The following is a 24,747-nucleotide window of genomic DNA, read 5'->3' as shown; positions in this document are numbered from 1 at the left end:
TTTTTATGATTATTTACTTAGCTTGCTAAGTTTATTTATAATGCTTAGCAAGCTAAGTATCAGGAGTAGGCATGGAGAGTAATATTGGCTGGTTGTTATCGCGGGCGGCATTGAGCTGGCGCACTGTGGTGGATCAGCACATGGCCGAGCTTGGTCTGACACAGACCCGCTGGATTGCCTTGTTACATCTGAAACGCGTTGGTGAAGGCTGTACTCAGTCGGCGTTGGCCGCAAATATCGGCGTGGAGCAATCATCGATGCTGCGCACGGTGAATCAGTTGCTCGAAGCCGGGTTGATTGAACGGCGCGCCAGCGCCGACGATGGCCGTTGTCGTACGCTTTGGCTGACAGATGCTGGCAAGGCGTTATTGGTGGATGTGGAACAACTGGCGTTTAAAGGCCGCCAGCAATTGTTGGCCGGCCTGGATACCCAGCAGCGTCAGCAGTTTCACGATCTGCTGGCGCACATTATCAACAATGCCCATACCGTACTCATGCCGGAGCAGCCATGACGGCAGACAAGCAATTCAACCGCTGGATGCGCCGAGCCTTGCTGGCGTTTTTGGCCGTGCTGGCTTATGCCTTAGTCACCGATATCACCATTCCTATGACACCTCACGCCATGGTGCAGCGGCCAGTGGTTGCCGTAGCGCCACGGGTCACCGGTCAGGTGGTAAGCGTCGCGGTACAGAATAACCAGCATGTTAAAGCTGGCGAGCTGTTGTTCAGCCTCGATCCCAGTGACTATCAACTGGCGTTGCAACAGGCGAACATTGCCCTGCAACAAGCCCAGCAAGCGAACGATAATCTCAAAGCGCAACTAGCATTGGCTGATGCCAAGGTACAGCAGGCGAGGGTGCAGGCGGCAGAGCTGCAACGTGAGGCGCAGCGTCAGGCCAAGCTATTTAAGCAACAGTTAAGCAGCACACAACAGCGTGATCAGGCCAGCAGTGCCGCCCAAGCGGCGCAAGCCAGCTTGATGGCCGCTCGGCAGCAGCGCCAGGCCATTGCTGTGCAGCTGGGTAAGGATGGTAAGCAAAACCTGCGTATTCAGCAGGCGCAAAACCGGTTGGCGCAAGCGCAGCTGGCGTTGTCACGTACACAGATCAGAGCCCCTCAAGACGGCATTGTCTCGAACCTGCAACTGGTGCCTGGGGTGGATGCCAGGGCCAATCAGCCCTTACTGACGTTGGTTGCCAGCCGGCAGCAGCGGGTTGCCGCCGATTTTCGGGAAAAGAGTCTGGCGCGGGTGTCCGACCACACCACGGCCTGGGTAGTCTTTGATGCGCTGCCGGGGCAGGTCTTTAAGGGCCATTTTGTCAGCCGTGATCAGGGGGTCATGCAGGGGCAGTTTCAGGCCAATGGCCAGCTGGCCAGCCCGGATATTTCAGACCGCTGGGTGCGTGATGCGCAACGGGTCCGTGTTTATGTGGCGTTGGAGCATAAACTGCCGGCGTCGCTGATGACCGGTGCCCGGGCAACGGTGATGCTGGCAGCCAGTCATAATGCCTTGCTGGACTGGCTGGGCCGCCAGCAAATGCGCCTGGTCAGCTTGCTGCACTATGTCTATTGAACTCAATGCCCAGGAGCGGCGCCGGCTGCTGCGGATAGCTATCGGCAGCAGTATCGGCTTTTTGGTGTGCAAACTGATGGGCTGGCCTTACGGGGTATTCTTTACCGTCTATCCGATGTTGTTGCTGGGCATGTTGCCACGTTTTGATGCTCTGATCGGTGCTCAGTTTGTGCTTGGCACGGCGCTTAATGCCCTGGAAGCGTGGTTTTTGTGCGGGGTTTTGTCTCCTTACCCGTTGGTGATGACCATCGCCGTGTTGTTGGTGTATTGCTTTCATTTTCGGCTGATGGCAGCTACCCCCTATTTTCTGCTGGGGGCCACCGGTTTGGTAACATTGTCGACCCTGCTGCATTTTTCCAGTTATCACAACACCGCCATTATGGACATGGTGACCGCGACCCTGCTGGCGTCGGTATTGTCGGTGGCCAGTGCGGCGCTATGTTATTTCCTGGTGCCTGAACCTGAGCCCCTGGCGCCGCCAGCGCCGGCGCGATTGTCGGCGGCGCAGATCAATCATCGCACCTTGCTGGGAGCACTGCTGGGCACGGTGTCATTTGTGGTGTTTCAGGTTTTCGATCTGCGTGATTCTTTGTCGGCACAGGTTGCCACCATGCTGGTACTGTTCCCGATGACCTATCAAGGCACGGTACAGGCCGGTTGGAAACGGGCGAAAGGGGTTGCTATTGGCTGTTTGCTGGCAGTGGTTATGCAGGTGCTGCTCTATGATCTGATCGATCATTTTGTGCTGGTGACCCTGGCGCTGTTCCTGACGGTAATGCTCACCGCCTGGCTGCATCTGGTGGAGCGAGGTGGCTCGGGTATGGGGTTTGGTGCCCTGACCACCATCGGAATTTTATTTGGCCAATATTTAAAACCGGATAAAGGCATTATCTTTGGCGCGGCCTACCGATTGGCGTCGGTGTCTGTGGCCATTTTGACAGTGGTTGCGCTGGCTTACCTGTTGGCTGGGCTGCTAAACCGCTTCGCGTTGACTCGTGAACAATGACAACTCGAACGGCCAGTCAGCCTGACGTTGGTAACGCTGTTCCTGGGCGAGATCGGCACTTAATAATGGCCGGCGGTTGAGCCAGCCGGCTGGCAGGCTCAGCAGCAATTTTCCGTCTTGTTCTGACAATTGCAGCGGTTGCGGTTTACGGGGGCTCTGGCGACGCCGGTGTATCAATACGGCCAAGCGTAATACCCGCAACATCAGGGCCATCTCTGCCTGGCTGAACAATGACAGTGTCGGCCATTCCAGTTGCTTGAGACTTTTGCGTGAATAGCGCACCAGTGTTGCCAGCAGTAGTTGCTCGTCCTGGTTAAAGCCGGTCATGTCACTGTGTTGCAGGATATAAGCGCTGTGGCGCTGAACTCCGTGAAAGTTGATCTGCAATCCTACCTCATGCAGATCAGCGGCAACCGCCAGTAATTCTCCCAGCCGCTCTTGCCCGGGCAGTTGCCCCCAGAGTTTTAAGGCACTGTTTTTAACGCGCTCCGCCTGGTGCTGGTCGACATGATAAAGCGCCTGTAAAGCGGTAACGGTCTGTTGGCGGCTGTCCATGGGTTTGCCGGGCAGCATGTGCTGTAACAGCCCTTCACGTAGCGCCGTATCGTTGTACTGCATTTCCTTGATACCGAGGGTGCGAAACACCGCCAGTAAAATGGCCAGCCCGGGAGCAAAGACCAGCTGCCGGTCACTACTGACCCCTGGCAGGTTCAGCTTGGAAATGCGGCCCGCCTGAATGCATTGTTTGCGCAGCCCTTTCAGGCGCTTCAGGGTGATGTTGGTTTCAGCCGGGTACAGCTGTGCGATACAGCCCTGAATGGCTTTAATGGTGCCGGAGCAGCCAAGAGCTTGTTGCCAGCCGACTTTACGGTAGCGCTGTTCAATCTGTTCCAACTCCTGGCGGGCGGCGGTTTCTGCCTGGCGAAAGGCGGCAGCGCTCAAACCATCGGCAAAAAAAGACTGATAACTGACACAGCCCATGGCCAGGCTGGCCAGTTGTTTACTTTTGCCCTGCTTGCCAATGATGCATTCGGTAGAGCCGCCGCCAATATCGACCACCAGTTGCTGGAGTTCACTGGGCTGGCCATACACCACGCCTTGATAAATCAGCCGGGCTTCCTCGGCACCGGAAATGACTTCAATCGGGTAGGGGTAGACAGCCCGGGCGGCCTTCAAAAAAGCATCGCGGTTTCTGGCCTGGCGCAGGGTAAAGGTAGCCACGGTGCGCACCTGCCGGGCTGGCAGGTCGCCAATCACTTCTGCGAAGCGGGCCAGGCAAGCCAGGCCACGGTCGATGGCGGTGTCACTAAGCTGCTCATTTTCATCCAGGCCATCGGCCAGATGTACCCGCTCTTTGGCTTTGGTGAGGATGCGTACCGCGCCTTTACATTCGCTGGCTTTCAGTAAGTGAAAGGAATTTGAACCCAAATCCACGCATACCAGTGGCGTCGTCGCCTCATCCATCAAGCCTTATCCTCTTGTTCCACCTGGCGCAGATATTCATAAATGGCGACCTGAGACCGCAGCTTGCGGCGATTACCACGGCGTACATAGTGGTTTTGCTGGTCAGCATCGAGGATCCTGGCTTTGGTGGTGTCTTTAAAATGCAGCGCCAGAATATCGATAACCCGTTGTTTAAGTACAGGGTCCAGTATTGGCGTTGTGACTTCAACCCGGTGATCCAGGTTACGGGTCATCAGATCCGCCGAACCCATCAGCACGTGCGGCTGGCCGCCATTATGAAATACCAAAATCCGAGGATGTTCCAAAAAGCGGTCGACGATACTGATTGCCTCAATGTTATCAGATAAGCCCGGAATACCCGGGCGCAAAGAACACATACCGCGGACAATCAGCCGCACACTAACGCCACTTTGGCTGGCATGATAGAGGCGTTGATTAAGCTCTTTATCGACCAGGTTATTCACTTTGAAAGTGATTGCGGCTTTTTGGCCTTTTTTGGCATGGTCGATTTCCTGATCAATCATCGCCAGCAAGCGGCGCCGGGCATTGACCGGGGAAACCAGCAGATGGTTAAACTTGAAGCGCTTGTAGGGATTGATAATAAAATCAAAGACATTATCGACTTCCTGAGCCAGCTCCGGTTGCTTGGTAAACAGTGCCAGATCGGTGTAGATCTTGGCGGTCTTTTCATGAAAGTTGCCGGTGCCAACATGGGCATAGCGCACCAGTTCGCCGTCTTCCTCGCGGCTGACCAGGCATAACTTGCTGTGCACTTTCAGGCTGGGAACGCCGAATGCAACCCGAATACCTGCCTCCGCCATTTCTCTGGCCCAATCGATATTGGCGGCTTCATCAAAGCGCGCTCGCAGTTCAATCACCGCCATGACCTGCTTGCCGTTGTTTACCGCATCGATCAGCGACTTGACGATCCGTGAGCTGTTGGCCAGCCGGTAAAAGTTGATTTTGATTTGCCGCACTTTCGGGTCAAAGGCGGCCTGGCGTACAAACTCGGTAAAATGGCGAAATTTATAATACGGATAATGCAGCAATACATCCTGGTGGCTGATGGCATCAAAGACCGTGTTGTGGCGTTCAAATAGCTGGCAGGTCAAGGGTGGCAGCTTGTTGTGTTCCAGATACTTGCGGCCAATGTTGGGAAAGCTGATGAAGTCTTTGAAGTTGTGGTAGCGGCCGCCGGGCACCATGGCGTCGAGGTTGGTGATACCTAATTCACGTACCAGCATGGCCAGCATCGGCCCAGGCATTTCCCGGTCATAAACCAGGCGCACCGGCTCGGCGGTCAGGCGTTGCTTGAGGCCCAGTGACGTCTGCTCCAAAAGGCTCATGGAGATTTCGCCTTCCAGCTCGTATTCCGCGTCACGGGTCATTTTCATGGAAAAGGCCCGCAGGCTGTCAAACTCAAAAAAGCCAGCGAAGATCTGCCGCAAGCAGAGGCGCAGCACGTTATCCAGCAGGATCAGGGTCTTGCGCTGTCGTGGTCGGTCATCCGGCACTTTGATAAAACGTGGCACGGATGTCGCGGGTACTTCCAGCATGGCGTACTGGTAGTCGTCATCCTTGCGAATTTCGACCACCAGATAGGTGGCATCGTCTTTCAGACTGACTAACAGATCGATGCCTTTGCGAATGATGATTGGCGCGACATGGCGCAGGATCTTCTGCTGAAAGTAATCTTCCAGCCAGGCACTTTGGGTCTCGCTGAGCTGTTGCTCATTGACCAGTACAATGTGGTAACGGGCCAGTGACAGCAGGCAATCATGGTAAATTTCGTCAAAACGGCTTTGCAGTGCCATGACCTTGGCCTGAATTTCTGCCAACAAGGCCATGGCTTGTGGATCGGAGCCATCTTCTTCGTGCTGCATGGCCCGGCGTCTGACGTCGGCAACCCGCACCCGGAAAAATTCATCCATATTGTTGGAATAAATACCAAGAAAACGAACCCGCTCAACAATGGGAACGCTTTTATCGGCGGCTTCCTGCAGTACCCGCTCATTGAATGATAACCAGGACAGTTCTTTAGCTAAAAAAGGTGCGTTTGCGTTCATATGAGAGGTTGGTCCATGCAGCTGTGCTGCCATTGTAAGAAAGCTGCTGACAATAATTTATGACGCTTATATGACAGATTCGTCATCCAGTTCCAGCATCCAGTCATCGCCGCATTTTTCCAGCTTGCTGCGCACCTGTTCAACGCTGACCAAATCCGGGGTTTTCAGCCGCGCCTTGGCAAAGAACAGTTCGCCGTAGTTGTGTCCAGGCTGGCAACCGGTGGTTAGTTCTTCGATATTAATGCCAAGCCCAGACAGGGTACTGGTCAGCTCATGAACAATACCCGCGCGGTCATTGGCAATAAGGTTCAGGCGCAGGTAGCGGCTGGGACCACTGTCGCTGAGCGGTTCACAGCTGGCAATGCGAATATCCAATTCATCCAATGCGGCGATAGCGGCTTCAAAGGCCATGAATTGCTCTTCCGGGATTTTGATATCGACAATACCGGCAAAACGCCCGGCCAGATGGGCGAGGCTGGCGCCGAACCAACTGCCTTGATGAGCGAATACTAATTGGGATAATTGTTCAACAATCCCCGGTTTGTCGGGGCCAAAAATGCACAGCGCAACGTGTCGCATAACTAATCCTTATCTATCTGTTATATAAAGAATTATCATCGTTAAGAGTGGCTGTAAATGGCGTGCTTTGTAACGTGATTGTCATAAAAGTTCCATATACTTGCGAACCTGTTATCCCGCCGAGAGCACCATGGGCTCACCCGCTGACACAACACTGGCCGCCAATCGCCGACGTTTAGTGACCGAACGTCTGGCTAAGTATGGCGTGACTTTTGGTGGGGTGATGGTTTTGGTGACACTGCTCATGCTGGTGTGTTACCTGCTTTACGTCATAGTGCCATTATTTCGCCCGGCCACCGCCGCCCGCCAAGACACCGTTGCCCTCAGTGATACGCAGACGCTGGCGCTAGGCGTCAGTGAAAACGCGAAAATGACTTACCGAATTGATGCCGCCGGTGACATTCGCTTCCGTGATGTCATGGGCAAGCCTTTGGCTCGCTTCAGTATTGGTCAGCCTATTATTGCTGCGGCCTCAGCCATCAGCAGTGAGCAAACCTATGCACTGGCAACGGCTAGCGGTGTGGTGGTAGTCAAACCGACCTTCGAGCCGCAACCGGCGTTATTTTATCCGTTTGGTCAGGCGCCACAGGCAGTGGTGCCTGCCGGACATCAGCTCCAGCAGTTAACCCTGGCGGTAAACGATAAAGAGGCCACTGTGGTGGCGCTGGATAAACATGGTCAAAGCTGGCTCAGCCGCATCGGGCAGGGGGCTGAGCGACAGCCACAGCCACTGGCACTGCATGTGGTGCCTGAGCGGTTTGTGCTCAGCCCTGATCAGCAGCACTTGTTTGTTCAGTACGGGCAGTGGTTGTCTGTTTATCAATTATCGCCCTTTGCATTGCGGCAGCGCCTTAAAGCGGCGTCAGGAACAGTGCAAATCAGCGCCATGACCTTGTTAGCTGGTGGTCACTCCGTTTTACTGGGCCGCAGTGATGGCAGTATCGGCCAGTGGTTCTCGGTATTAACCGACAACGGTCAGCAGGTTCGCCATATTCGCGACTTTCAGTTGGGGCAGCCGGTTGTGGCACTGGCCAGTGAATACTATCGTCGCGGTTTTGCTGCCAGCGGCAGCCAGGGAGCGGTGAGTCTTTTTCAGGCAACGTCAGAGCGAAAGCTTCTGACCCTCGATGACCCTGATGGCGCCGTGCACAGCCTGGCTTATGCCCCCAAGGGTAATGGCTTACTACTGGCCGATAGTCAGGGGCTGCGGTTTTATCGGTTAGATAACCCACATCCGGAGATCAGCTGGAAAGCATTGTGGGGGGATGTTTGGTACGAAGGCTATCCGCGCCCGGAACGGGTTTGGCAGTCAACTTCCGGCTCTGATGATTTTGAACCCAAGCTGAGCCTAGCACCGTTGACCTTTGGTACGCTCAAAGCGGCCTTTTACGCCATGTTGTTTGCGACCCCATTGGCATTGGCCGGTGCTATTTACACCGCCTATTTTATGTCAGAGCGGCTGCGTCGGCTGATTAAACCGACCGTTGAGCTGATGGAAGCGTTACCTACGGTGATCCTCGGTTTCCTGGCAGGACTCTGGTTAGCTCCGCTCATTGAATCTCATCTTCCGTCGATGTTGGCGCTGCTGGTATTGATGCCGGTATCGGTGTTGATATCAGCAGGGCTATGGCATGTTTTGCCCGATGCATTTCGTCAGCGGCTGTCAGCGGGGTGGCAAGTGCTGGTGCTGATCCCACCGCTGTTACTGGCCGGTTGGCTGAGTATGGCGCTGGGCCCCTGGCTGGAGCAGGTGCTGTTTGGCGGCGACAGTCGGTTGTATTTGACCGATGTATTGGGGATGGGATTTGATCAGCGTAACGCGCTGATTGTTGGCATCGCTATGGGCTTTGCAGTGATCCCGACCATTTTTACCATTGCCGAAGATGCTGTTCATGCTGTACCTCGGCATTTGACCCAGGGGTCGCTGGCCCTTGGCGCTACACCCTGGCAAACCTTAACACGGGTGGTATTACTGACCGCCAGTCCGGGTATCTTCTCGGCGGTGATGATGGGCATTGGCCGCGCCGTCGGCGAAACCATGATTGTACTGATGGCCTCTGGCAACACCCCGTTGATGAAATGGAACCTGTTTGAGGGTATGCGTACTTTATCGGCCAACATCGCCGTGGAGATGGGCGAATCGGAAGTGGGTAGCACACACTACCGGGTCTTGTTTTTGGCTGCCTTTGTGTTGTTTGTGTTCACCTTTATCTTTAATACCATTGCCGAGCTGGTGCGCCAGCGGCTTCGCCAACGGTATCGGTCGCTATGAGCAAAGGTGCCGTCAAGGGCTGGTTTAAATCCGGTACGCCCTGGGTCTGGCTCACCGCCGGAGCGGTTAGCCTCAGCTTGATTGCGGTCTTGGGGCTGTTGCTGTTGATCGCCTGGCGGGGGCTGATTTACTTCTGGCCGGCCAGTCTGTATGAGTTCACGGTGGCTGATGGTCAGGGGCAGCAGCAACTGGTCGGTGAAATCTACGACCGTATCGCGGTGCCAGTCAGACAGTTACGCGAAGCCGGGCATCCGCTACCGGGTAAGGCCGCTGATGATAAGGTCACCCGTTATCTTATTAAAACCGGTAACCGAGAGTTGCTGGGCATGGACTTTCGCACCGTGCTGGCAACGGATATCAAAGCCAGGCAGCAACCGGCGGGGCTGGCGGTCTTTGAACGCCGTGAAAATGGCAATGTTTATGGCCAGGTGCAGTCGGTCGTGATTGCCGGTAAAACCATCCCGGCTGAGCAGCAGCGTCAGGCCTTGCAAGCCGAGATTAACCGCATTGGGCAGCTACGGCGCCAGGCTGATGAGTTACAAAAACAGCAAATTGGCAAAATTAACTATCAGCTGGAACAGCTGCGTCTAAAAAGCCGTCGCATGGCGTTGGATAAAACCCTTACCGGCAGTGTGAAAACGGCCATGGACCAGCAACGCCAGCAGCTGCAACAGCATTATCAACAACTGGCCAAAACACTGTTCTCGCTGCGTAAAAAAATGCAGGGCAGTGAGGTCAAAGTGGCCATTATGCAGGGGCAAACCCTGACACTGCCGTTATCCAGCGTGCTGGCGGTGAATTACCCCAATGCCATGACGGTGCTCGATAAAATTGGGCATTTTGCCAGTGGCTTGTGGCACTTTGTTGCGGATAACCCCCGTGAGGCCAATACCGAAGGCGGCGTTTTTCCCGCCATTTTCGGTACCATTTTCATGGTGCTGCTGATGGCTGTGATAGTGACGCCCTTTGGTGTGCTGGCGGCGATTTATCTGCATGAGTATGCCGGCAACAACTTGTTGACCCGCATCACCCGTATTGCGGTGATCAATCTTGCCGGGGTGCCGTCTATTGTTTACGGCGTTTTTGGCCTGGGCTTTTTCGTTTATATGGTGGGGGGCAGTATTGATAAACTGTTTTACCCAGAGGCGCTGCCGTCTCCAACCTTTGGTACGCCTGGCATCTTATGGTCGGCACTGACCATGGCCATACTGACGCTGCCGGTGGTGATTGTCTCTACCGAAGAAGGCCTGACGCGGATCCCGCCGGCGTTGCGGCAGGGATCTTTGGCTTTGGGAGCCACCAAGGCCGAAACCCTCTGGCACATTGTCTTGCCCATGGTCAGTCCGGCGATTATGACCGGGGTTATTCTGGCCGTGGCTCGTGCCGCCGGTGAGGTGGCGCCATTGATGTTAGTGGGGGTGGTAAAGCTGGCACCCTCGTTACCGCTGGATGCTAACTTCCCCTTTGTGCATCTGGATCGCAAATTCATGAATTTGGGCTTTCATATCTACGATATGGCTTTTCAAAGCCCCAATGTCGAAGCAGCCCGGCCATTGGTTTATGCCACTGCATTGCTGTTGGTGCTGGTGATCCTGACGTTGAATCTGACCGCTATCGGCTTTCGTAATCACTTGCGAAGCCGGTTTCGGATGTTGGAATACTGAAAGGCTATAACATGACGGCCAGTCGTCCGATGAAACACAAGCAGAACCTACAGCAGCTGCCCGCCGATGCGGTGGCAATGCAAATCAGCGATCTGAACCTTTTTTATGGTCAGCAGCAGGCCCTGATAGACATCACCATGGCTATTCCAAAGGGGCAGGTGACGGCATTTATTGGTCCTTCCGGGTGTGGTAAATCAACGCTGCTGCGCTGCCTTAACCGGATGAATGACTTGCTCGAAGACTGCCGTACTGAAGGGCGTATTGAGCTGCACGGCGAGAATATTTTCGACCGTCAGGTGGATGTTTCGGCGTTGCGCCGCCGGGTAGGGATGGTCTTCCAGCGGCCCAATCCTTTTCCAAAATCGGTCTATGAAAACGTGGTTTATGGCCTGCGTCTGCAGGGGATCAACGATCGCCGTATTCTGGACGAAGCAGTAGAAACCTCCCTGAAAGCCGCCGCGCTGTGGAATGAGGTGAAGCACCGCCTGCACGACAATGCCTTCGGGCTTTCCAGCGGGCAGCAGCAGCGTTTGGTCATTGCCAGGGCCATCGCCATTAAACCGGAAGTGTTGCTGTTGGACGAGCCGACCTCGGCGCTGGACCCTATTTCAACGCTGACCATTGAAGAGCTGATCCATGATCTTAAGCGCCAGTTCACTATTGTCATGGTGACCCACAACATGCAGCAGGCGGCACGGGTTTCTGATCAGACGGCGTTCATGAATATGGGTAAGTTGGTGGAATACACTGACACCGATACGCTGTTTACCATGCCGAGCAAACAGCAGACAGAAGACTACATCACCGGCCGTTACGGCTAAGGAGCAGTATGGACAACCTGAATTTGTCCCGGCATATCTCCGGGCAGTTCAACCAGGACCTGGAACATGTGCGCAACATGGTGCTGTCCATGGGCGGGTTGGTGGAGTCACAGCTGGACGATGCCATTCGTGCGGTGCATGACCGTGATCCTTATCTGGCCGAGCAGGTGATTGAAGGCGACCGTAAAGTGAATACGCTGGAAGTGGCCATTGATGAGGAATGTACCCGCATCATCGCCAAGCGCCAGCCAGCGGCTTCTGATCTGCGCCTGATCATTGCTGTGATTAAAACCATTGCCGATCTGGAACGCATCGGTGACACCGCTGAACGTATTGCCCGGATCGCTCTGGGAAGTTATTCCAATCAGCAACTGACCCTGCTGGTGAGCCTGGAGTCCATGGCTCATCATGTGTTGAAAATGGTGCGGGATACTCTGGACGCCTTTGCCCGAATGGATGTTGACGGGGCGCTGGCGTTACATGCTGCAGATGCGCGCATCGATCGGGAATATGAATCGCTGTTTCGCGAACTGATGACCTACATGATGGAAGACCCACGGGCCATTCCGAAAATCATTGAGGTGCTGTGGGCGGCACGGGCGCTGGAACGTATTGGCGACCGTTGTCAGAATATCTGCGAATACATTATTTATTTCGTTAAGGGTAAAGATGTACGCCATATTGCCCGCGCTGATTTTGAAAAAGACCTCAAAGGCTAAACTGAAGCGCCGCGTACGGTGTTTGTTGTCGCCCCGTCGGGGCGACTAACCGGTCTTTTGCACCGCCATTGCCATAATGGTTTGCCACTGTTGGTCACTGACTGGCATGACCGACAGACGATTGCCTTTTTGTACTAACGGCAGTTCTGCCAGAGCGGGATTGGCTTTAAGCCGCGGTAGTGGCAGCACCTGTGCCAGCGCAGCAATAAACCCCACCTCGACCAACTGCCAGCGAGGCTGCTCAGCGGCACTCTTGGCATCGAAATAAGGACTGTTCGGATCGAACTGGGTTGGATCAGCCGTTGGTGCTGATAGCACTTCAGCGATACCGGCAATGCCGACATTTTTACAACTGGAATGGTAGATAAAGACCCGGTCACCGGGTGCCATCTGGCGGATAAAATTACGCGCCTGATAATTACGAACACCTTCCCAGGCGGTCTTGCCGTTCCTTTGCAGATCCTGAACAGAAAAGCTATCCGGTTCGGTTTTGAGTAACCAGTTGGCCACGTCTCTATTTCTCTGTGCCATAGTCTTGTCATGGCACAGTAACAAATTGTAGCGAGGAGGAGCCATGGTCGATCGCGATTTATTGCACGTGGGTATGTTCTATAAAAATCTCAATGGTATTGGCCGTATCGTTGCCATTGATGAGGCTGACCAGCTGGTAACCATCAAGGACATCAATCAGAACCGAGCCAAGGTAGTGCGCCTGGCGCAACTTGACCCTGGCTTACTGCTGGACGAACGCATGATGTGGGATTGTGAAGACTGACTTCATTTTGCGGTGTGTGATTGGTTATGGCCGCGTACACCAAACTCGATAACGTAGTAGTAGATGCTAGGGGAGTACCATCTGTAGACGTAACCTACGCCAAACTCGTTGTACTGTTTATAAAAAGGGTCTTTTCGTAATACCAGATCACGGTGGATGACCGAGTGGGTTAGGGTGTCCCAGGCTGCATTACTCGTGCTGTTACCGGCACTGATGGCTTCAACGGTGTTGATGGTGCCACCTGGAATATCACTGGCCAATGGGTAGCCCGCTTGGCGAAGGAAGTCGTTAACACCGAGATCGGGGGTGATAAGAGGGCTTAGTTTGCCACGCTGCGCGACCATTGCGGCCCGGGCCCGGGCTATCCAAGTGAGCTTCTGACTGCAATGTAAGGGAGCTTTGGATTGGTCGGTATCGTGAAGCAGATCATTGGCCAGAGCCAGCTCTTGTGGATTGAGATGGCAGTTTCCTAAAGTCATCGCTAATAACCAAGCAGATAACATCGTTACGTCCTTGTCTGATGATTTATCCTCAGGCCAGCATGCTGCTTTTTTTCAGAAAAGAAAAGAGTGCGTCATGCTTAGCCGATACGTTGACGTACTGGTATTTGTACTCGGGCAGGGTTTTAGCTAGCATTTAAGCGAAGAAAAAAGACGGGTTTAATCGGAAGTACCAATAATGCGCCTACCCAGTATCAAGAACCTGACCTACCTGCTGGCACTGGAAGAGCATCAGAATTTCAATCGCGCTGCCCGGGCCTGTAACGTCTCGCAGTCTACCCTGTCGGCAGGTATTCAAAACCTCGAGGAACAGCTGGGTTGCCAGCTAATTGAGCGCGATAACAAATCCTTTTTGTTTACGGCAACGGGCCTTGAGGCTGTTAGCCGGGCACGGCAGATAGTCAATCTGACCCGGGATCTGGTGGAATATGTACACCATCAGGCAGCCCCCCTTAGTGGTGAAGTACGATTGGGTTGCATTCCCACTATTGCACCTTTTCTACTGTCTCAGGTGGTGACGGATGTTTCCGGGCAGCTGCCGGAATTGAAGTTGCTGCTCAGAGAAGATACCACCCAGAATTTGCTCAGCATGCTTGAACAGGGTGAGCTGGATGTGGTGTTACTGGCTCTGCCAATGGACACTAAAGGGTTTCATACCCTGCGTTTAGGGCGTGACCCTTTCAGTCAGGTAATGCACAAGGAGCTGGCTGCCAAATGGGGCGCTATCCCTGATCTGCAAAAACTGCCGGAGCGCTCAGTCTTTTTGCTGGAAAAAGAGCATTGCCTGACCGACCACGCCGTCAGCGCCTGTCACCTCAGTGACTCCACGAAAATTAACCCCTTTGCTGCTACCAGCTTGCATACCCTGGTACAAATGGTCAATGCCAAGCTGGGCACCACCTTTTTACCGCAGTTGGCGATCGATGCCGGCATTCTTCATGGCACCGATCTGGTTGCGGCGCGGCTGCCAGATGCCAATGCTTATCGGGAAATAGGTTTGGTGTGGCGACAAACCTCCAGTCGTATCCGCACTTATCGCAAACTTGGGGAGTTGATTGCCCGCGTTCTACCAGAGCCATTACTGTGAGATGAGTAGTGAGCTTGTAAGAGTGGGCGTTGGCGTGCTGGTGGTTCGCGATGGCAAGTGGTTGTTAGGACAACGCCGGGGCGGTCTGGGCGATGGCTGCTGGGCCTTTCCCGGTGGTCACCTGGAAAAAGGCGAAACACCAGAGCAGTGCGCCGCCCGTGAACTGGCCGAAGAAACCGGTATGCAACTGCAGCAGCCACGGATCTTTGCTGTGACCAATGATTTGCACCCCGATGGCCGTCACTATCTCACGGTTTTTGTCACTGGCCATGCCAGTGGTGCTCCTCGTCTTCTGGAGCCGAAAAAATGTTCGGGTTGGCAGTGGCTGCAACCAGATCAATTACCGTCACCACGCTTTTTATCACTGAATAACCTGTTGGCCTCCGACTGGCCATTACCACTGTAAATCCCTTTCGTTTTTACTCATTGCTATTACCTTTCTGATTTTCTTTCAGCTCGAACCCCGCGGTTTTGGTCTAAACTTTTCTTTTATCTATTTGATTTTATTTGAAAAATAGAATTTTTGGCAAAGTGGCAGCAATTATTTTTTGTTCTTTTATTACGAATTTTATTTCATTTTCTTTTCATTGTTGAAATTATCCACCATGAATGAAAATCCAATCTCCTTAATCTCATTAGAGTTGTTGCTCTATTATATACATTTAAAATAATCAATAAAAACAATGAATTGACTTTAAATTCCCTGTTTGTTTCATTTTTGTTGTTGATTGCTTGGTGAAAATACATCAGTGTCTTAACCTATACTATGCAGATGTTTTTGCTGACACCGTTAAACTCATTTTGTTGTTTGATGGTTACAAATGAAAGTGTGGAGGAAGGATGTTGAAAATCCAGAATGGCCTCAATGCTGACCAAAAAGCTTTATTGGGCGAGGCTGCGCGCGGCTGGCTTGAGGAGTTGGCAACCGCATTTGCGGCACAGGTACCGGCATTGCTCAATGCGCGTCAGCAACGGCAGCAGGCATTTGATGCCGGAGAGTTACCCGACTTTCTGGAACAGACCCGCTCGATACGCGAAGGCAACTGGCAAATCCGCGGCATCCCTGCCGATCTTCAGGATCGCCGAGTAGAAATTACCGGCCCTACCGACCGCAAGATGGTTATTAATGCACTGAACGCCGGCACCCGGGTTTACATGGCCGACTTTGAGGATTCGCAGTCGCCGACCTGGCAAGCCGTGATGCAGGGACAGGTCAATCTGCGTGATGCGGTAGATGGCACCATTACCTACACTGACCCTAATTCCGGCAAATACTATAGCCTTAGTGATGATCCGGCGGTTCTGGTTTGTCGGGTGCGGGGTCTGCATCTGCCGGAAAAACACGTCACCTTGCATGGCCAGCCCATCCCTGGCTGCCTGTGGGATTTTGGTCTGTATTTCTTCCACAATTATCAACGGCTGCTGGCAAAAGGTTCAGGGCCGTATTTTTACCTGCCCAAATTGCAAAGCCATCAGGAAGCGCGTTTCTGGCATCAAGTTTTTTGCTTCACAGAAGACCGTTTTGGCCTGCCGCGCGGCACCATCAAGGCCACGGTGTTGATTGAAACCTTACCTGCCGTTTTTGAGATGGACGAAATTCTCTATGAACTGCGTGACCATATCGTCGCCCTGAACTGTGGGCGCTGGGACTACATCTTCAGTTATATCAAAACCTTGGGTAAGCATCCTGACCGAGTGTTGCCAGATCGGCAGGTTGTCACAATGGACCAGCCTTTTCTCAGTGCCTACTCACGGTTGTTGATCCGCACTTGCCACAAACGTGGCGCGCTGGCGATGGGGGGGATGGCGGCCTTCATTCCGTCCAAGGATCCGGAGCGTAACCAATGGGTCCTGAACAAGGTACATCAGGACAAGGAACTGGAGGCCCGAAATGGTCATGACGGCACCTGGATAGCGCACCCGGGCCTGGCGCCGGTGGCGCTGGAGGTTTTCGATGCAATACTGGGTGATAAGCCCAATCAGCTGGATGTGACCCGTGAACAGGATGCGCCGGTGAGTGCTGAGGACTTGCTGGCACCCTGTACCGGGGAGCGAACAGAAACAGGCATGCGTACCAATATCCGGGTGGCCTTGCAGTACATCGAAGCCTGGTTGGGGGGGAACGGTTGTGTCCCGATTTATGGGCTGATGGAAGACGCCGCAACGGCAGAGATTTGCCGTGCCTCAATCTGGCAGTGGCTGCGGCATAACAAAACGCTGTCTGATGGCCAGCCGGTTACTGCGGCTTTATTTCAGCGTTTCTTGCAAGAAGAAACGGCGCAAGTACGTGAAGAGCTAGGAGCCCAGCGTTTCGATGACGGTCGCTTTGTTGAGGCAGCCGAGTTACTGACCCGCATTACCCTGAGCGATGACTTCGTACCCTTTTTAACTGAACCCGGCTATGAGCTGATTGACTAAAGGAAGGACCACATCATGACCCGACAACAGCAAATCGAGGCCCTGAACAAAGACTGGGCTGAAAATCCCCGCTGGCAAGGTATCACCCGCACCTATAGTGCTGAAGATGTGGTGCGGCTTCGCGGCTCAGTGCAGCCGGAGCATACCTTTGCCCGCCAGGGTGCAGAAAAGCTCTGGGCCTTGGTCAATGAAGGCGGTCGCCCTAGTTTTCGCCCCGATAAAGACTTCGTCAATGCCATGGGTGCTTTGACCGGTGGTCAGGCGGTACAACAGGTCAAAGCCGGTATTCAGGCCATTTATCTGTCAGGTTGGCAGGTGGCTGCGGATAACAACAGTTATCAGTCCATGTACCCGGACCAATCGTTATACCCGGTGGATTCGGTGCCAGCGGTAGTAAAGCGGATCAACAATGCTTTTCGCCGTGCCGACCAGATCCAGTGGCATAAGGGTAAAAACCCCGGAGATGGCGGCTATATCGACTATTTTGCCCCCATTGTTGCGGATGCTGAAGCCGGCTTCGGTGGGGTGCTCAATGCCTATGAATTGATGAAGTCGATGATTGAAGCTGGCGCTTCCGGCGTGCACTTTGAAGATCAATTGGCCTCCGTGAAAAAGTGCGGTCACATGGGCGGTAAAGTGCTGGTGCCAACCCAAGAAGCAGTACAGAAACTGATTTCGGCGCGCCTGGCTGCTGACGTTGCCGGTGTGCCGACTATCGTGCTGGCGCGTACTGACGCTAACGCTGCGGATCTTATCACCAGCGACTGTGACGACTACGACAAACCCTTTGTCACCGGTGAGCGCACCAGTGAAGGTTTCTACCGGGTGCGGGCCGGAATTGAGCAAGCCATTGCCCGGGGGCTGGCTTACGCTCCTTATGCCGATTTGTTGTGGTGTGAAACCGCCAAGCCGGATCTGGACGAAGCTCGGCGTTTTGCGGAAGCCATCCATGACAAGTTTCCGGGCAAGTTGCTGGCCTATAACTGCTCACCGTCATTTAACTGGAAGAAAAATCTGGACGACGCCACTATTGCCAAGTTCCAGCGTGAGCTGTCTGCCATGGGTTATAAATTCCAGTTCATCACCCTGGCGGGGATCCACAACATGTGGTTCAACATGTTCAACCTGGCCTACGACTATGCCCGCAACGACATGGCGGCCTACGTCAAAATGCAGGAGGCCGAATTTGCAGCGGCTGACCGTGGTTACACCTTCGTGGCGCATCAGCAAGAGGTGGGTACCGGTTACTTTGACGATGTCACCAATGTCATTCAGGGCGGACAATCGTCGGTAACGGCCCTGACCGGCTCCACCGAGGAAGAACAGTTCTGAACAAAGACTGACTCAGCCATTAGCGGCCATCAGGCCGCTTTTTTTTGCTTAATCATGCCTTAATCCTGCCTGCACATTCTCGAATTACCCCTTGTCTGAGGTAGTTCTGATGTTGGCAAAGTCTGTAGCTTCACCGATCACCGTGATCCGTAGCCTGGAAGGTTCGGACACTTTCGAGCATATCAAGCGTTTTGCCTGCAGTCGTTATGCCGATGTGCACCAGGCGCAGTTGCGGCACTTTCTTCCGATGCAGTATGTGTTATGCCAGGGTAGCCATTGGCTGGCCAGTTGTGGCTTGCGTTTCGCCGGCGAACAGTCCCTTTTCCTTGAGCAGTATCTCGATAGCCCCATTGAACAATTACTCACTGAGCGCCTGCAGCGGCCTGTAGCCCGCTGGCAGATAGCGGAGGTGGGTAACCTGGCCGGTGAGCAGGGCAGTGCGCGTTTGATGATCCTCAGCCTGACCCGCTTGCTGGCAACAGAGGGGTTGGAATTTGTGGTGTTTACCGCCACCCGGCAGCTGCAGTCAGCTTTTGCCCGGTTGGGACTGAACCCCTGGTTTTTGACCGATGCTGAGGCTGGCCGTTTAGGCGACGACGCCCACAGCTGGGGGCGTTACTACCAGCAAAAACCAGCCGTTTTTGCCGGCTCGGTGTCCTCAGGCTGGCAAGCCATTGTCAGCCAACGGGCTTTGCAGCATGTGCTGGGCCATGTGGAATCAGAGGTTCGTGATGTCTTTTGATGTTCTTCGCCGGGCGCTGATTGCCAACCCGCGGGCGCTTTTTGATGGTCAGCAACACTACAGCGGCTGTCAATTACTCAACCGTGCCGAGGCGCTGGCCACTTCCTTGCGCGAAGCCGGTGTGCAGCGTCTGGGGCTGTTGATGGATAACACCTTGGCATGGGTTGTCACTGACTTGGCGGCGATGTTCTCCGGCATCGTGCTGGTGCCATTGCCTGGATTTTTCAGTGATGAGCAGCGCCAACATGTGATCCTTGATGCCGGGCTCGACGCCATTCTTGCACCAATTCCGCTGGGCAAGGAACAACAGTGGCTGGACGAAGGTGTGCTGACGCTATTACAGCCGCAGCAGCCGGTAGCCTTGCCGGCCGGCACTGCGAAAGTCACTTACACCTCTGGTACTACCGGCAGCCCCAAAGGTGTCTGCTTGTCATTGGCAAACCAGCTACGGGTAGCCGAAGCGCTGGTGGCGGTAACAGGCTCTTTGGGAGTGCGCGAACACCTCTGTCTGTTGCCACTGGCGGTACTGCTGGAAAACATCGGCGGTCTGTATGTGCCCTGGCTCGCTGGCGCCTGTGTCACGGTATTGCCGATGAGCCGACTGGGAATGTCCGGTGCCAGTGGCGTAGAGCCGCAAACCTTACTGAGCACACTGTCTCAGATGCAACCACACAGCCTGATTTTGGTACCGGCCTTGCTGCCGGTGATCCTTGCCGGGCGAAGCCAAGGCCTAGCGGATAGCTACCGCTTTCTGGCCCTTGGCGGTGGTAAGACAGCTACCGCACACCTGGAAAAGGCGCAGGTATTGGGCCTGCCAGTGTATGAAGGTTATGGCTTATCTGAGTCAGCCTCGGTGGTGGCACTTAATGCCCCGGACGCACAGCGCCTGGGTACGGTTGGCCGGCCTTTGCAGCACGTTCAGGTGAAACTTGCCAGCGACGGCGAGGTTCTGGTCAAAGGTAATGGTTTTCTTGGCTACCTGGGACAGAACATGCCAGCACAGCCCTGGCTGGCCACCGGTGATATTGGCGAACTGGATGCCGAGGGCTTTTTGACCATTCGCGGTCGCAAGAAAGATGTGATTGTGACCGCCATGGGCCGCAATGTTTCGCCACAGTGGCTGGAAAGCGAACTGTGCGCCATTGACGGCATTAAGCAGGCTTTTGTGTTTGGTGACGAAGCCCGTGGCATTGCCGCTTTGGTGGTTGGCCAGCACCCCAGCCCGGAAAGTCTGCGTCAGCATATTAACCAGCAATTACCCGATTACGCGCGGCTTAACGCCCTGCATTTTACCGATCAGCCTTTTTCTATTGAGCGACAGGAATTGACCGCCAACGGCCGTTTACGCCGGGCGGCTTTATCGCATCGTATCAGGAGTCTTTAATGGGATTTTTTAATGAACTGGTGGCCGCCACTGAACCTCATCGCCAGGCGTTACTGAGCGCGCCGGCAATTCAGGCTTGCCAGGTTGGTGATGTGACTTTACCGCGTTATCTGGCGTTTCTTTGCAACGCCTACCACCACGTTAAACACACAGTGCCCTTGATGATGGCTTGCGGCAGCCGCCTCGGTGATGACAAAGAATGGTTACGCCAGGCCATTACCGAATACATCGAAGAAGAATATGGCCACCACGAATGGATCCTTGATGATATTGCCGCAGCCGGTGGCGACGCCGAGGCCGTACGGCATTCGCAACCGAATTTTGCCACCGAAATGATGGTCAGTTACGCCTATGACAGCGTCTGTCGTGGTAACCCGGTCAGCCTGTTCGGCATGGTTTGGGTGTTGGAAGGCACTTCGGTCAATCTGGCAACACCGATGGCGGATGTGATTCGCCAGCAGCTGGGGTTACCTAAAAGCGCTTGTCGTTATCTTTACTCGCACGGCAGCCTGGACCAGGACCATATTCGCTTTTTCGAAGATCTGATGAACCGGATCACCGAGCCGGCTGATCAGGCCGCCATTATGCACATGGCGCAGCGCATGTATCGCCTGTATGGCGACATGTTTCGCAGTCTGCCGATGGAGGCTGTATGAAACGGATCTTGCTGACCGGGGCCACCGGCGGCATTGGCCGTCATATTGCGCAGGCGCTGGCAGCTGCGGGGCATCAGTTATTGCTGGTTGCCCGTAACGAAGAGGCGCTCGGTGAGCTGGCGGCAGCTCTACCCGGGCAGCATCGTATCCTGGCCCTGGATCTGACCGCTGAGCAGGCCCCGGCTCAGCTGCAGGCGGCCTGTCAGGACGGGCTGGATGTTCTTATCAATAATGCCGGCAGCAATCAGTTGGCGGCATTTGTGAACACCCCTTGGGCCGATATTGAGCGGCAACTGCAATTGAATCTCTGGGTGCCGATGCGCCTGTGTCACGCGCTGGTAGGCTGCCTGCCTACAGGTGGGCAGATCATCAACATTGGTTCGGTGCTGGGTGAGATTGGTTACCCTGGCTATGTCACTTACGGTGCGGCCAAAGGAGGCCTGAAACGGTTCTCGGAAGCACTGGGCCGGGAGCTCAGTGATCAAGCCATTGAGGTGAGTTATCTGGCGCCACGTGCCACGGATACGCCCTTAAATAGTCCTGCTGCCAAGGCTTTGAATAAGGCGTTGGGAAATCAGGTTGACCCGCCTGAGCGGGTTGGAGCAGCGGTAGCAGAGCTGGTCAGTAAGCCTCGGCGTTACCGGGTGATCGGATTCCCGGAAAGTCTTTTTGTTCGTATCAATGCGGTGTTGCCGGCAGTGGTTGGCGGCGCCATCAGTAAACAATTGGGCACCATTAAAGCCCATTTTAAGGAGCCATCATGAGAGCCTTGTCGTTACTGATCCTGACCCTGGTCAGTGGTGCCGTTTGTGCGGCGCCGCTGAGTACCTATCAAAGCCGCTGGGCACAGATTAAATACCAGCTAAAGCCGAAAAAGCAGGAGAAAGCCTTTAAAAGTCTGCATGATGCCATCAATAGCGACCTGTCTAATCATGCCGGTCAGGCCGACTACCTGATCTGGGCGGGTATTATCAGTGCCAGCTATGCGGGGGCCAGAGGTGGCCTGGGGGCGTTGAAATATGTCAAAGAAGCGCGCCATGATTTGCAGCAAGCATTAAAAATTGACGATAAGGCTCTGGCTGGTTCAGCTTATACCTCGCTGGGGTCTTTGTACTATCAGGTTCCGGGCTGGCCGATCAGCTTCGGTGACGATGACAAAGCCAAAGCATTATTGAAAAAAGCCTTGCAGCTGAACCCCGATGGCATTGACAGTAACTTTTTCTATGCCGACTTTTTACTGGATCAGCACCAATACAAAGAGGCTGAGCATTATTTTCAAAAAGCCCTGGCGGCCGCCCCCCGGCCCGGGAGACAGTTGGCAGATGCTGGGCGTCGTGATGAAATTCATGACAAGCTCAAGATACTGGCCAAAAAACTGCACAGGAAGTAAACACGCTTATGCGATTGTTGCTGGTAGAAGATGATCCGTTGTTGGGTGAGGGGCTGGTTACCGCCCTGAGCCGCGAAGGTTATGCCGTTGATTGGATGCAAACAATCAATGACGCCCGCCTGGCGATGAAAACCAGCCGGCCAGATATGGTTGTGCTGGACTGGCAACTGCCTGATGGCGAAGGCATTAGCTTGGTACGCGAATGGCGGGGCAAAGGCATGAAGCTGCCACTGATCATGCTGACGGCCAAAGATGCCATTGATGATCGTATTGCCGGCCTTGATAGCGGTGCTGATGACTATCTGGTCAAACCCTTTGCCAGCGCTGAACTGATGGCCCGGCTACGGGCACTGGCACGGCGCCCTGACAACCAAGTGGAGCCGGTGCTGGCCAATGGCAGCTTGCTGTTGGATCCGGCGCACCACAAGGTGTCCATTGCTGGGGAGCCGGTGGCGCTGTCTCGGCGCGAATTTGCCTTGTTGCATGAACTGATGCGCCAGCCCGAGCGGGTATTGACCCGCGAGCAGTTGTCCGAGCGTTTGTACAGCTGGGGCGAAGAGCTGGAGTCCAATGCCTTGGAAGTGCATGTGCACCACCTGCGCAAAAAAATCGGCGCCGACTTTATCAAGACCATCCGCGGTGTCGGTTACGTGATGCCGAGAAACTGATATGCATTCGGTTCGCCGTTATGTGGCATTGCGGTTTCTGGCACTGTTTCTGGTGGTGCAGGCGGTTGTGACCTTGTTTGGCTACTCACGTTCGGCTTATGAGGCAGAAGAGCTTTATGACGCCGAACTGGCGCAATCGGCCAGGCTTATCATGGGGATGCTGGAACGGCCGCTTGATCGCCAGCGTCTGGAGTCTATCCGCAGGGCGTTGGCGACCATTGCCGAGCAACCGCTGGTACCCGGCGAGTCTGAACATGATCGGTCTATGCTTGGCCACCCGTATGAAAAAAAGCTGCTCTTTCAGGTCTATGACAGTAACGGTAACTTGCTGTTTTCCAATATTAATTTACCCATCCCACTGAAAGGCCCGGGTTACCACTGGGCAGACAGCGCAGACAAGGGGCGCTGGCGGCTCTTTACGCTCTATGACGATGCGGATGACTTCTGGCTGCAAACCGGCCAGCAGGCCGACATGCGCGAAGAAATTACTCAAGAAGCGGTGCTGGAGCCGGCTTTGTTTCAGTCTGGCTTGATGATGGTATCGATCCTGGCCTTGCTGGGCTGGCTGCTTAGCCGGGGTTTGAAACCGCTGCGGATGCTCTCTGCCCAGGTAGCACGGCGCAGCCCGGTGCAGTTAGCCCCCCTGAAACTGGAACAGACGCCGTCAGAGGTCAAACCGCTAGTTGCCGCCCTCAATGCACTGTTGGCCGAGCTGCATGACACGCTCACCCGTGAGCGGCGTTTTACGGATTCGGCTGCCCACGAGCTGCGCACACCGCTGGCGGCGGCGCAACTGCATCTGGATAATGCCATCAGTGCTGATTCCGAGCAGGGCCGGAGCCACTCGCTGGCGGCGGCTCGTTCGGCGATGCAGCGCTTGACCCATCTGGTCGGACAGTTACTGACCCTGGCGCGATTGGAGGGCAATAAACAGCTGCCGGAACCTAAGCCGGTTTCTTTGCTGGAGCAGGCCCGGGCCATGGTGGCGGAAATATACCCGCTGGCAGCAGCACGGCAGCAACAGTTGGCGGTTTGTGATGACGGTGACTGGCAGCTGTCCGGCGACCCGGCGCTGCTGGCGGTGATGGTCCGCAACCTGTTGGATAACGCCCTGCGCTATAGCCCCGAAGGCAGCAAAGTACAGCTGAACCTGCGGCCTGGCTTACTGTGCGTGGATGACAGTGGCCCGGGGATCCCGGCTCAGGAACGTGATGCCTGTTTGCAGCGCTTTCACCGCGCCAGTCATGACACCGAAGGCGCCGGCCTGGGATTGGCGATTGTTGTGGAAATTGCTCGGCGTCATGGTCTGGAGCTACAGCTGCATGACAGTGATTTGGGTGGCCTCAGAGTTTGCATAAAAATGCCCGGCACAAGGCCGGGCGAAAAATAACACAGGAAAGTGACACAACAGGATGTTGTTTGTCAGGCCTTGGCAAGGCAGCTTGTCTTGCCAAATTACAACCTGAGAGCAGTCTAGCCGGTATTTTTTGCCATTAACAAGTCTTTTTGTTGTAAAAAAACAACAAATCGTTTTCGTTACATTCCCTCTTGTTTTTTCCTGCCCCCAGCCCCAGATAACAGACTTACGCAGCCGGCAATGCTGGCCTGCACTCTGGTCAACCGGTAAACTG

Annotated in this window: 24 protein-coding genes; 19 read left to right on the top strand and 5 right to left on the bottom strand. The window is 54.5% G+C overall.

Features of this window, described 5'->3' with window-relative positions; translation table 11 throughout:
* Nucleotides 1–71 precede the first annotated feature (71 nt).
* The 3 genes from WDB70_RS10425 to WDB70_RS10415 are packed head-to-tail and all read left to right on the top strand — an operon-like array spanning nucleotide 72 to nucleotide 2,579.
* Complete coding sequence (locus WDB70_RS10425; protein WP_406664057.1) at nucleotides 72–512, top strand: MarR family winged helix-turn-helix transcriptional regulator; 441 nt, start codon at nucleotides 72–74, stop codon at nucleotides 510–512.
* A complete protein-coding gene (locus WDB70_RS10420; protein WP_406664055.1) occupies nucleotides 509–1,573 on the top strand; it encodes an HlyD family secretion protein in 1,065 nt (354 codons plus the stop codon). Before WDB70_RS10425 ends, WDB70_RS10420 begins: the two co-directional genes overlap by 4 nt.
* Nucleotides 1,563–2,579, top strand: coding sequence for a DUF2955 domain-containing protein (locus tag WDB70_RS10415; protein ID WP_406664053.1), 1,017 nt, complete (start codon nucleotides 1,563–1,565; stop codon nucleotides 2,577–2,579). The genes WDB70_RS10420 and WDB70_RS10415 overlap by 11 nt, the downstream gene beginning before the upstream one ends.
* Here the strand turns inward: WDB70_RS10415 and WDB70_RS10410 are convergent.
* From WDB70_RS10410 to WDB70_RS10400, 3 genes are all read right to left on the bottom strand, one after another.
* Nucleotides 2,547–4,043 carry an exopolyphosphatase gene (locus tag WDB70_RS10410; RefSeq protein WP_406664051.1) on the bottom strand — a complete coding sequence of 499 codons (1,497 nt, stop codon included), beginning with the start codon at nucleotides 4,041–4,043 and terminating at the stop codon, nucleotides 2,547–2,549. The genes WDB70_RS10415 and WDB70_RS10410 overlap by 33 nt on opposite strands.
* Complete coding sequence (gene ppk1 / locus WDB70_RS10405; protein ID WP_406664049.1) at nucleotides 4,043–6,109, bottom strand: polyphosphate kinase 1; 2,067 nt, start codon at nucleotides 6,107–6,109, stop codon at nucleotides 4,043–4,045. Before ppk1 ends, WDB70_RS10410 begins: the two co-directional genes overlap by 1 nt.
* Nucleotides 6,110–6,175: 66 nt before the next feature.
* Nucleotides 6,176–6,688 carry a glycine cleavage system protein R gene (locus WDB70_RS10400; RefSeq protein WP_406664047.1) on the bottom strand — a complete coding sequence of 171 codons (513 nt, stop codon included), beginning with the start codon at nucleotides 6,686–6,688 and terminating at the stop codon, nucleotides 6,176–6,178.
* A 130-nt stretch (nucleotides 6,689–6,818) separates the two neighbouring features.
* On the opposite strand from WDB70_RS10400, the gene WDB70_RS10395 reads away from it, so the two are divergent.
* From WDB70_RS10395 to phoU, 4 genes are read left to right on the top strand one after another with little or no spacing between them, the layout of a single operon-like run.
* Nucleotides 6,819–8,960, top strand: coding sequence for an ABC transporter permease subunit (locus tag WDB70_RS10395; RefSeq protein WP_406664045.1), 2,142 nt, complete (start codon nucleotides 6,819–6,821; stop codon nucleotides 8,958–8,960).
* Nucleotides 8,957–10,624: a phosphate ABC transporter permease PstA gene (gene pstA, locus WDB70_RS10390; protein WP_406664043.1), complete on the top strand. Its 1,668-nt coding sequence runs from the start codon at nucleotides 8,957–8,959 to the stop codon at nucleotides 10,622–10,624. The genes WDB70_RS10395 and pstA overlap by 4 nt, the downstream gene beginning before the upstream one ends.
* Nucleotides 10,625–10,653: 29 nt before the next feature.
* A complete protein-coding gene (gene pstB / locus WDB70_RS10385; RefSeq protein WP_406668074.1) occupies nucleotides 10,654–11,445 on the top strand; it encodes a phosphate ABC transporter ATP-binding protein PstB in 792 nt (263 codons plus the stop codon).
* Between the two features lie 8 nt (nucleotides 11,446–11,453).
* Entirely contained in the window at nucleotides 11,454–12,164 is a 711-nt protein-coding gene (phoU, locus tag WDB70_RS10380; RefSeq protein ID WP_406664041.1) for a phosphate signaling complex protein PhoU, read from the top strand.
* A gap of 45 nt (nucleotides 12,165–12,209) precedes the next feature.
* On the opposite strand, the gene WDB70_RS10375 is transcribed toward phoU, so the two are convergent.
* Nucleotides 12,210–12,695 carry an EVE domain-containing protein gene (locus WDB70_RS10375; RefSeq protein WP_406664039.1) on the bottom strand — a complete coding sequence of 162 codons (486 nt, stop codon included), beginning with the start codon at nucleotides 12,693–12,695 and terminating at the stop codon, nucleotides 12,210–12,212.
* A gap of 43 nt (nucleotides 12,696–12,738) precedes the next feature.
* On the opposite strand from WDB70_RS10375, the gene WDB70_RS10370 reads away from it, so the two are divergent.
* Nucleotides 12,739–12,939: a hypothetical protein gene (locus tag WDB70_RS10370; RefSeq protein ID WP_406664037.1), complete on the top strand. Its 201-nt coding sequence runs from the start codon at nucleotides 12,739–12,741 to the stop codon at nucleotides 12,937–12,939.
* A gap of 2 nt (nucleotides 12,940–12,941) precedes the next feature.
* Here WDB70_RS10370 and WDB70_RS10365 read toward each other — a convergent pair whose 3' ends face one another.
* Nucleotides 12,942–13,418, bottom strand: a complete 477-nt coding sequence (locus tag WDB70_RS10365; RefSeq protein WP_406664035.1) for a CAP domain-containing protein — start codon at nucleotides 13,416–13,418, stop codon at nucleotides 12,942–12,944.
* 199 nt (nucleotides 13,419–13,617) lie between these two features.
* Between WDB70_RS10365 and WDB70_RS10360 the strand changes: the two genes are divergently transcribed.
* From WDB70_RS10360 to WDB70_RS10310, 11 genes are all read left to right on the top strand, one after another.
* Nucleotides 13,618–14,526: a hydrogen peroxide-inducible genes activator gene (locus WDB70_RS10360; RefSeq protein WP_406664033.1), complete on the top strand. Its 909-nt coding sequence runs from the start codon at nucleotides 13,618–13,620 to the stop codon at nucleotides 14,524–14,526.
* Nucleotide 14,527: 1 nt separating this feature from the next.
* Nucleotides 14,528–14,932, top strand: a complete 405-nt coding sequence (locus WDB70_RS10355; RefSeq protein WP_406664031.1) for an NUDIX hydrolase — start codon at nucleotides 14,528–14,530, stop codon at nucleotides 14,930–14,932.
* Nucleotides 14,933–15,366: 434 nt separating this feature from the next.
* Nucleotides 15,367–16,944 (top strand): malate synthase A, encoded by a 1,578-nt coding sequence (aceB, locus tag WDB70_RS10350; protein ID WP_406664029.1) that lies wholly within the window; start codon nucleotides 15,367–15,369, stop codon nucleotides 16,942–16,944.
* 15 nt (nucleotides 16,945–16,959) lie between these two features.
* A complete protein-coding gene (aceA, locus tag WDB70_RS10345) occupies nucleotides 16,960–18,276 on the top strand; it encodes an isocitrate lyase (RefSeq protein ID WP_406664027.1) in 1,317 nt (438 codons plus the stop codon).
* Between the two features lie 109 nt (nucleotides 18,277–18,385).
* Entirely contained in the window at nucleotides 18,386–19,018 is a 633-nt protein-coding gene (locus WDB70_RS10340) for a thermostable hemolysin (RefSeq protein ID WP_406664025.1), read from the top strand.
* On the top strand, nucleotides 19,008–20,402 hold the full coding sequence (locus WDB70_RS10335) for an AMP-binding protein (RefSeq protein ID WP_406664023.1): 1,395 nt from the start codon (nucleotides 19,008–19,010) through the stop codon (nucleotides 20,400–20,402). The genes WDB70_RS10340 and WDB70_RS10335 overlap by 11 nt, the downstream gene beginning before the upstream one ends.
* On the top strand, nucleotides 20,402–21,058 hold the full coding sequence (locus WDB70_RS10330; protein WP_406664021.1) for a TenA family transcriptional regulator: 657 nt from the start codon (nucleotides 20,402–20,404) through the stop codon (nucleotides 21,056–21,058). Before WDB70_RS10335 ends, WDB70_RS10330 begins: the two co-directional genes overlap by 1 nt.
* Nucleotides 21,055–21,822: an SDR family oxidoreductase gene (locus WDB70_RS10325; RefSeq protein WP_406664019.1), complete on the top strand. Its 768-nt coding sequence runs from the start codon at nucleotides 21,055–21,057 to the stop codon at nucleotides 21,820–21,822. The genes WDB70_RS10330 and WDB70_RS10325 overlap by 4 nt, the downstream gene beginning before the upstream one ends.
* Nucleotides 21,819–22,448: a tetratricopeptide repeat protein gene (locus WDB70_RS10320; RefSeq protein WP_406664017.1), complete on the top strand. Its 630-nt coding sequence runs from the start codon at nucleotides 21,819–21,821 to the stop codon at nucleotides 22,446–22,448. Before WDB70_RS10325 ends, WDB70_RS10320 begins: the two co-directional genes overlap by 4 nt.
* A gap of 8 nt (nucleotides 22,449–22,456) precedes the next feature.
* On the top strand, nucleotides 22,457–23,116 hold the full coding sequence (locus tag WDB70_RS10315; RefSeq protein WP_406664015.1) for a response regulator: 660 nt from the start codon (nucleotides 22,457–22,459) through the stop codon (nucleotides 23,114–23,116).
* A gap of 1 nt (nucleotide 23,117) precedes the next feature.
* Nucleotides 23,118–24,506, top strand: a complete 1,389-nt coding sequence (locus WDB70_RS10310) for an ATP-binding protein (RefSeq protein ID WP_406664013.1) — start codon at nucleotides 23,118–23,120, stop codon at nucleotides 24,504–24,506.
* The last annotated feature ends 241 nt before the right edge of the window (nucleotides 24,507–24,747 follow it).

Source organism: Gallaecimonas aegicerasi (assembly GCF_045291545.1).
Lineage (GTDB): Bacteria > Pseudomonadota > Gammaproteobacteria > Enterobacterales > Gallaecimonadaceae > Gallaecimonas.
The sequence above is the reverse complement of the archived record's forward strand: the minus strand, read 5'-3'. Positions and strand labels throughout refer to the sequence as shown.

Coding starts and splice junctions, on each gene's coding strand:
- WDB70_RS10425 (WP_406664057.1), top strand. CDS start 72: ATGGAGAGTAATATTGGCTGGTTGTTATCGCGGGCGGCATTGAGCTGG.
- WDB70_RS10420 (WP_406664055.1), top strand. CDS start 509: ATGACGGCAGACAAGCAATTCAACCGCTGGATGCGCCGAGCCTTGCTG.
- WDB70_RS10415 (WP_406664053.1), top strand. CDS start 1,563: ATGTCTATTGAACTCAATGCCCAGGAGCGGCGCCGGCTGCTGCGGATA.
- WDB70_RS10410 (WP_406664051.1), bottom strand. CDS start 4,043: ATGGATGAGGCGACGACGCCACTGGTATGCGTGGATTTGGGTTCAAAT.
- ppk1 (WP_406664049.1), bottom strand. CDS start 6,109: ATGAACGCAAACGCACCTTTTTTAGCTAAAGAACTGTCCTGGTTATCA.
- WDB70_RS10400 (WP_406664047.1), bottom strand. CDS start 6,688: ATGCGACACGTTGCGCTGTGCATTTTTGGCCCCGACAAACCGGGGATT.
- WDB70_RS10395 (WP_406664045.1), top strand. CDS start 6,819: ATGGGCTCACCCGCTGACACAACACTGGCCGCCAATCGCCGACGTTTA.
- pstA (WP_406664043.1), top strand. CDS start 8,957: ATGAGCAAAGGTGCCGTCAAGGGCTGGTTTAAATCCGGTACGCCCTGG.
- pstB (WP_406668074.1), top strand. CDS start 10,654: ATGAAACACAAGCAGAACCTACAGCAGCTGCCCGCCGATGCGGTGGCA.
- phoU (WP_406664041.1), top strand. CDS start 11,454: ATGGACAACCTGAATTTGTCCCGGCATATCTCCGGGCAGTTCAACCAG.
- WDB70_RS10375 (WP_406664039.1), bottom strand. CDS start 12,695: ATGGCACAGAGAAATAGAGACGTGGCCAACTGGTTACTCAAAACCGAA.
- WDB70_RS10370 (WP_406664037.1), top strand. CDS start 12,739: ATGGTCGATCGCGATTTATTGCACGTGGGTATGTTCTATAAAAATCTC.
- WDB70_RS10365 (WP_406664035.1), bottom strand. CDS start 13,418: ATGACTTTAGGAAACTGCCATCTCAATCCACAAGAGCTGGCTCTGGCC.
- WDB70_RS10360 (WP_406664033.1), top strand. CDS start 13,618: ATGCGCCTACCCAGTATCAAGAACCTGACCTACCTGCTGGCACTGGAA.
- WDB70_RS10355 (WP_406664031.1), top strand. CDS start 14,528: ATGAGTAGTGAGCTTGTAAGAGTGGGCGTTGGCGTGCTGGTGGTTCGC.
- aceB (WP_406664029.1), top strand. CDS start 15,367: ATGTTGAAAATCCAGAATGGCCTCAATGCTGACCAAAAAGCTTTATTG.
- aceA (WP_406664027.1), top strand. CDS start 16,960: ATGACCCGACAACAGCAAATCGAGGCCCTGAACAAAGACTGGGCTGAA.
- WDB70_RS10340 (WP_406664025.1), top strand. CDS start 18,386: ATGTTGGCAAAGTCTGTAGCTTCACCGATCACCGTGATCCGTAGCCTG.
- WDB70_RS10335 (WP_406664023.1), top strand. CDS start 19,008: ATGTCTTTTGATGTTCTTCGCCGGGCGCTGATTGCCAACCCGCGGGCG.
- WDB70_RS10330 (WP_406664021.1), top strand. CDS start 20,402: ATGGGATTTTTTAATGAACTGGTGGCCGCCACTGAACCTCATCGCCAG.
- WDB70_RS10325 (WP_406664019.1), top strand. CDS start 21,055: ATGAAACGGATCTTGCTGACCGGGGCCACCGGCGGCATTGGCCGTCAT.
- WDB70_RS10320 (WP_406664017.1), top strand. CDS start 21,819: ATGAGAGCCTTGTCGTTACTGATCCTGACCCTGGTCAGTGGTGCCGTT.
- WDB70_RS10315 (WP_406664015.1), top strand. CDS start 22,457: ATGCGATTGTTGCTGGTAGAAGATGATCCGTTGTTGGGTGAGGGGCTG.
- WDB70_RS10310 (WP_406664013.1), top strand. CDS start 23,118: ATGCATTCGGTTCGCCGTTATGTGGCATTGCGGTTTCTGGCACTGTTT.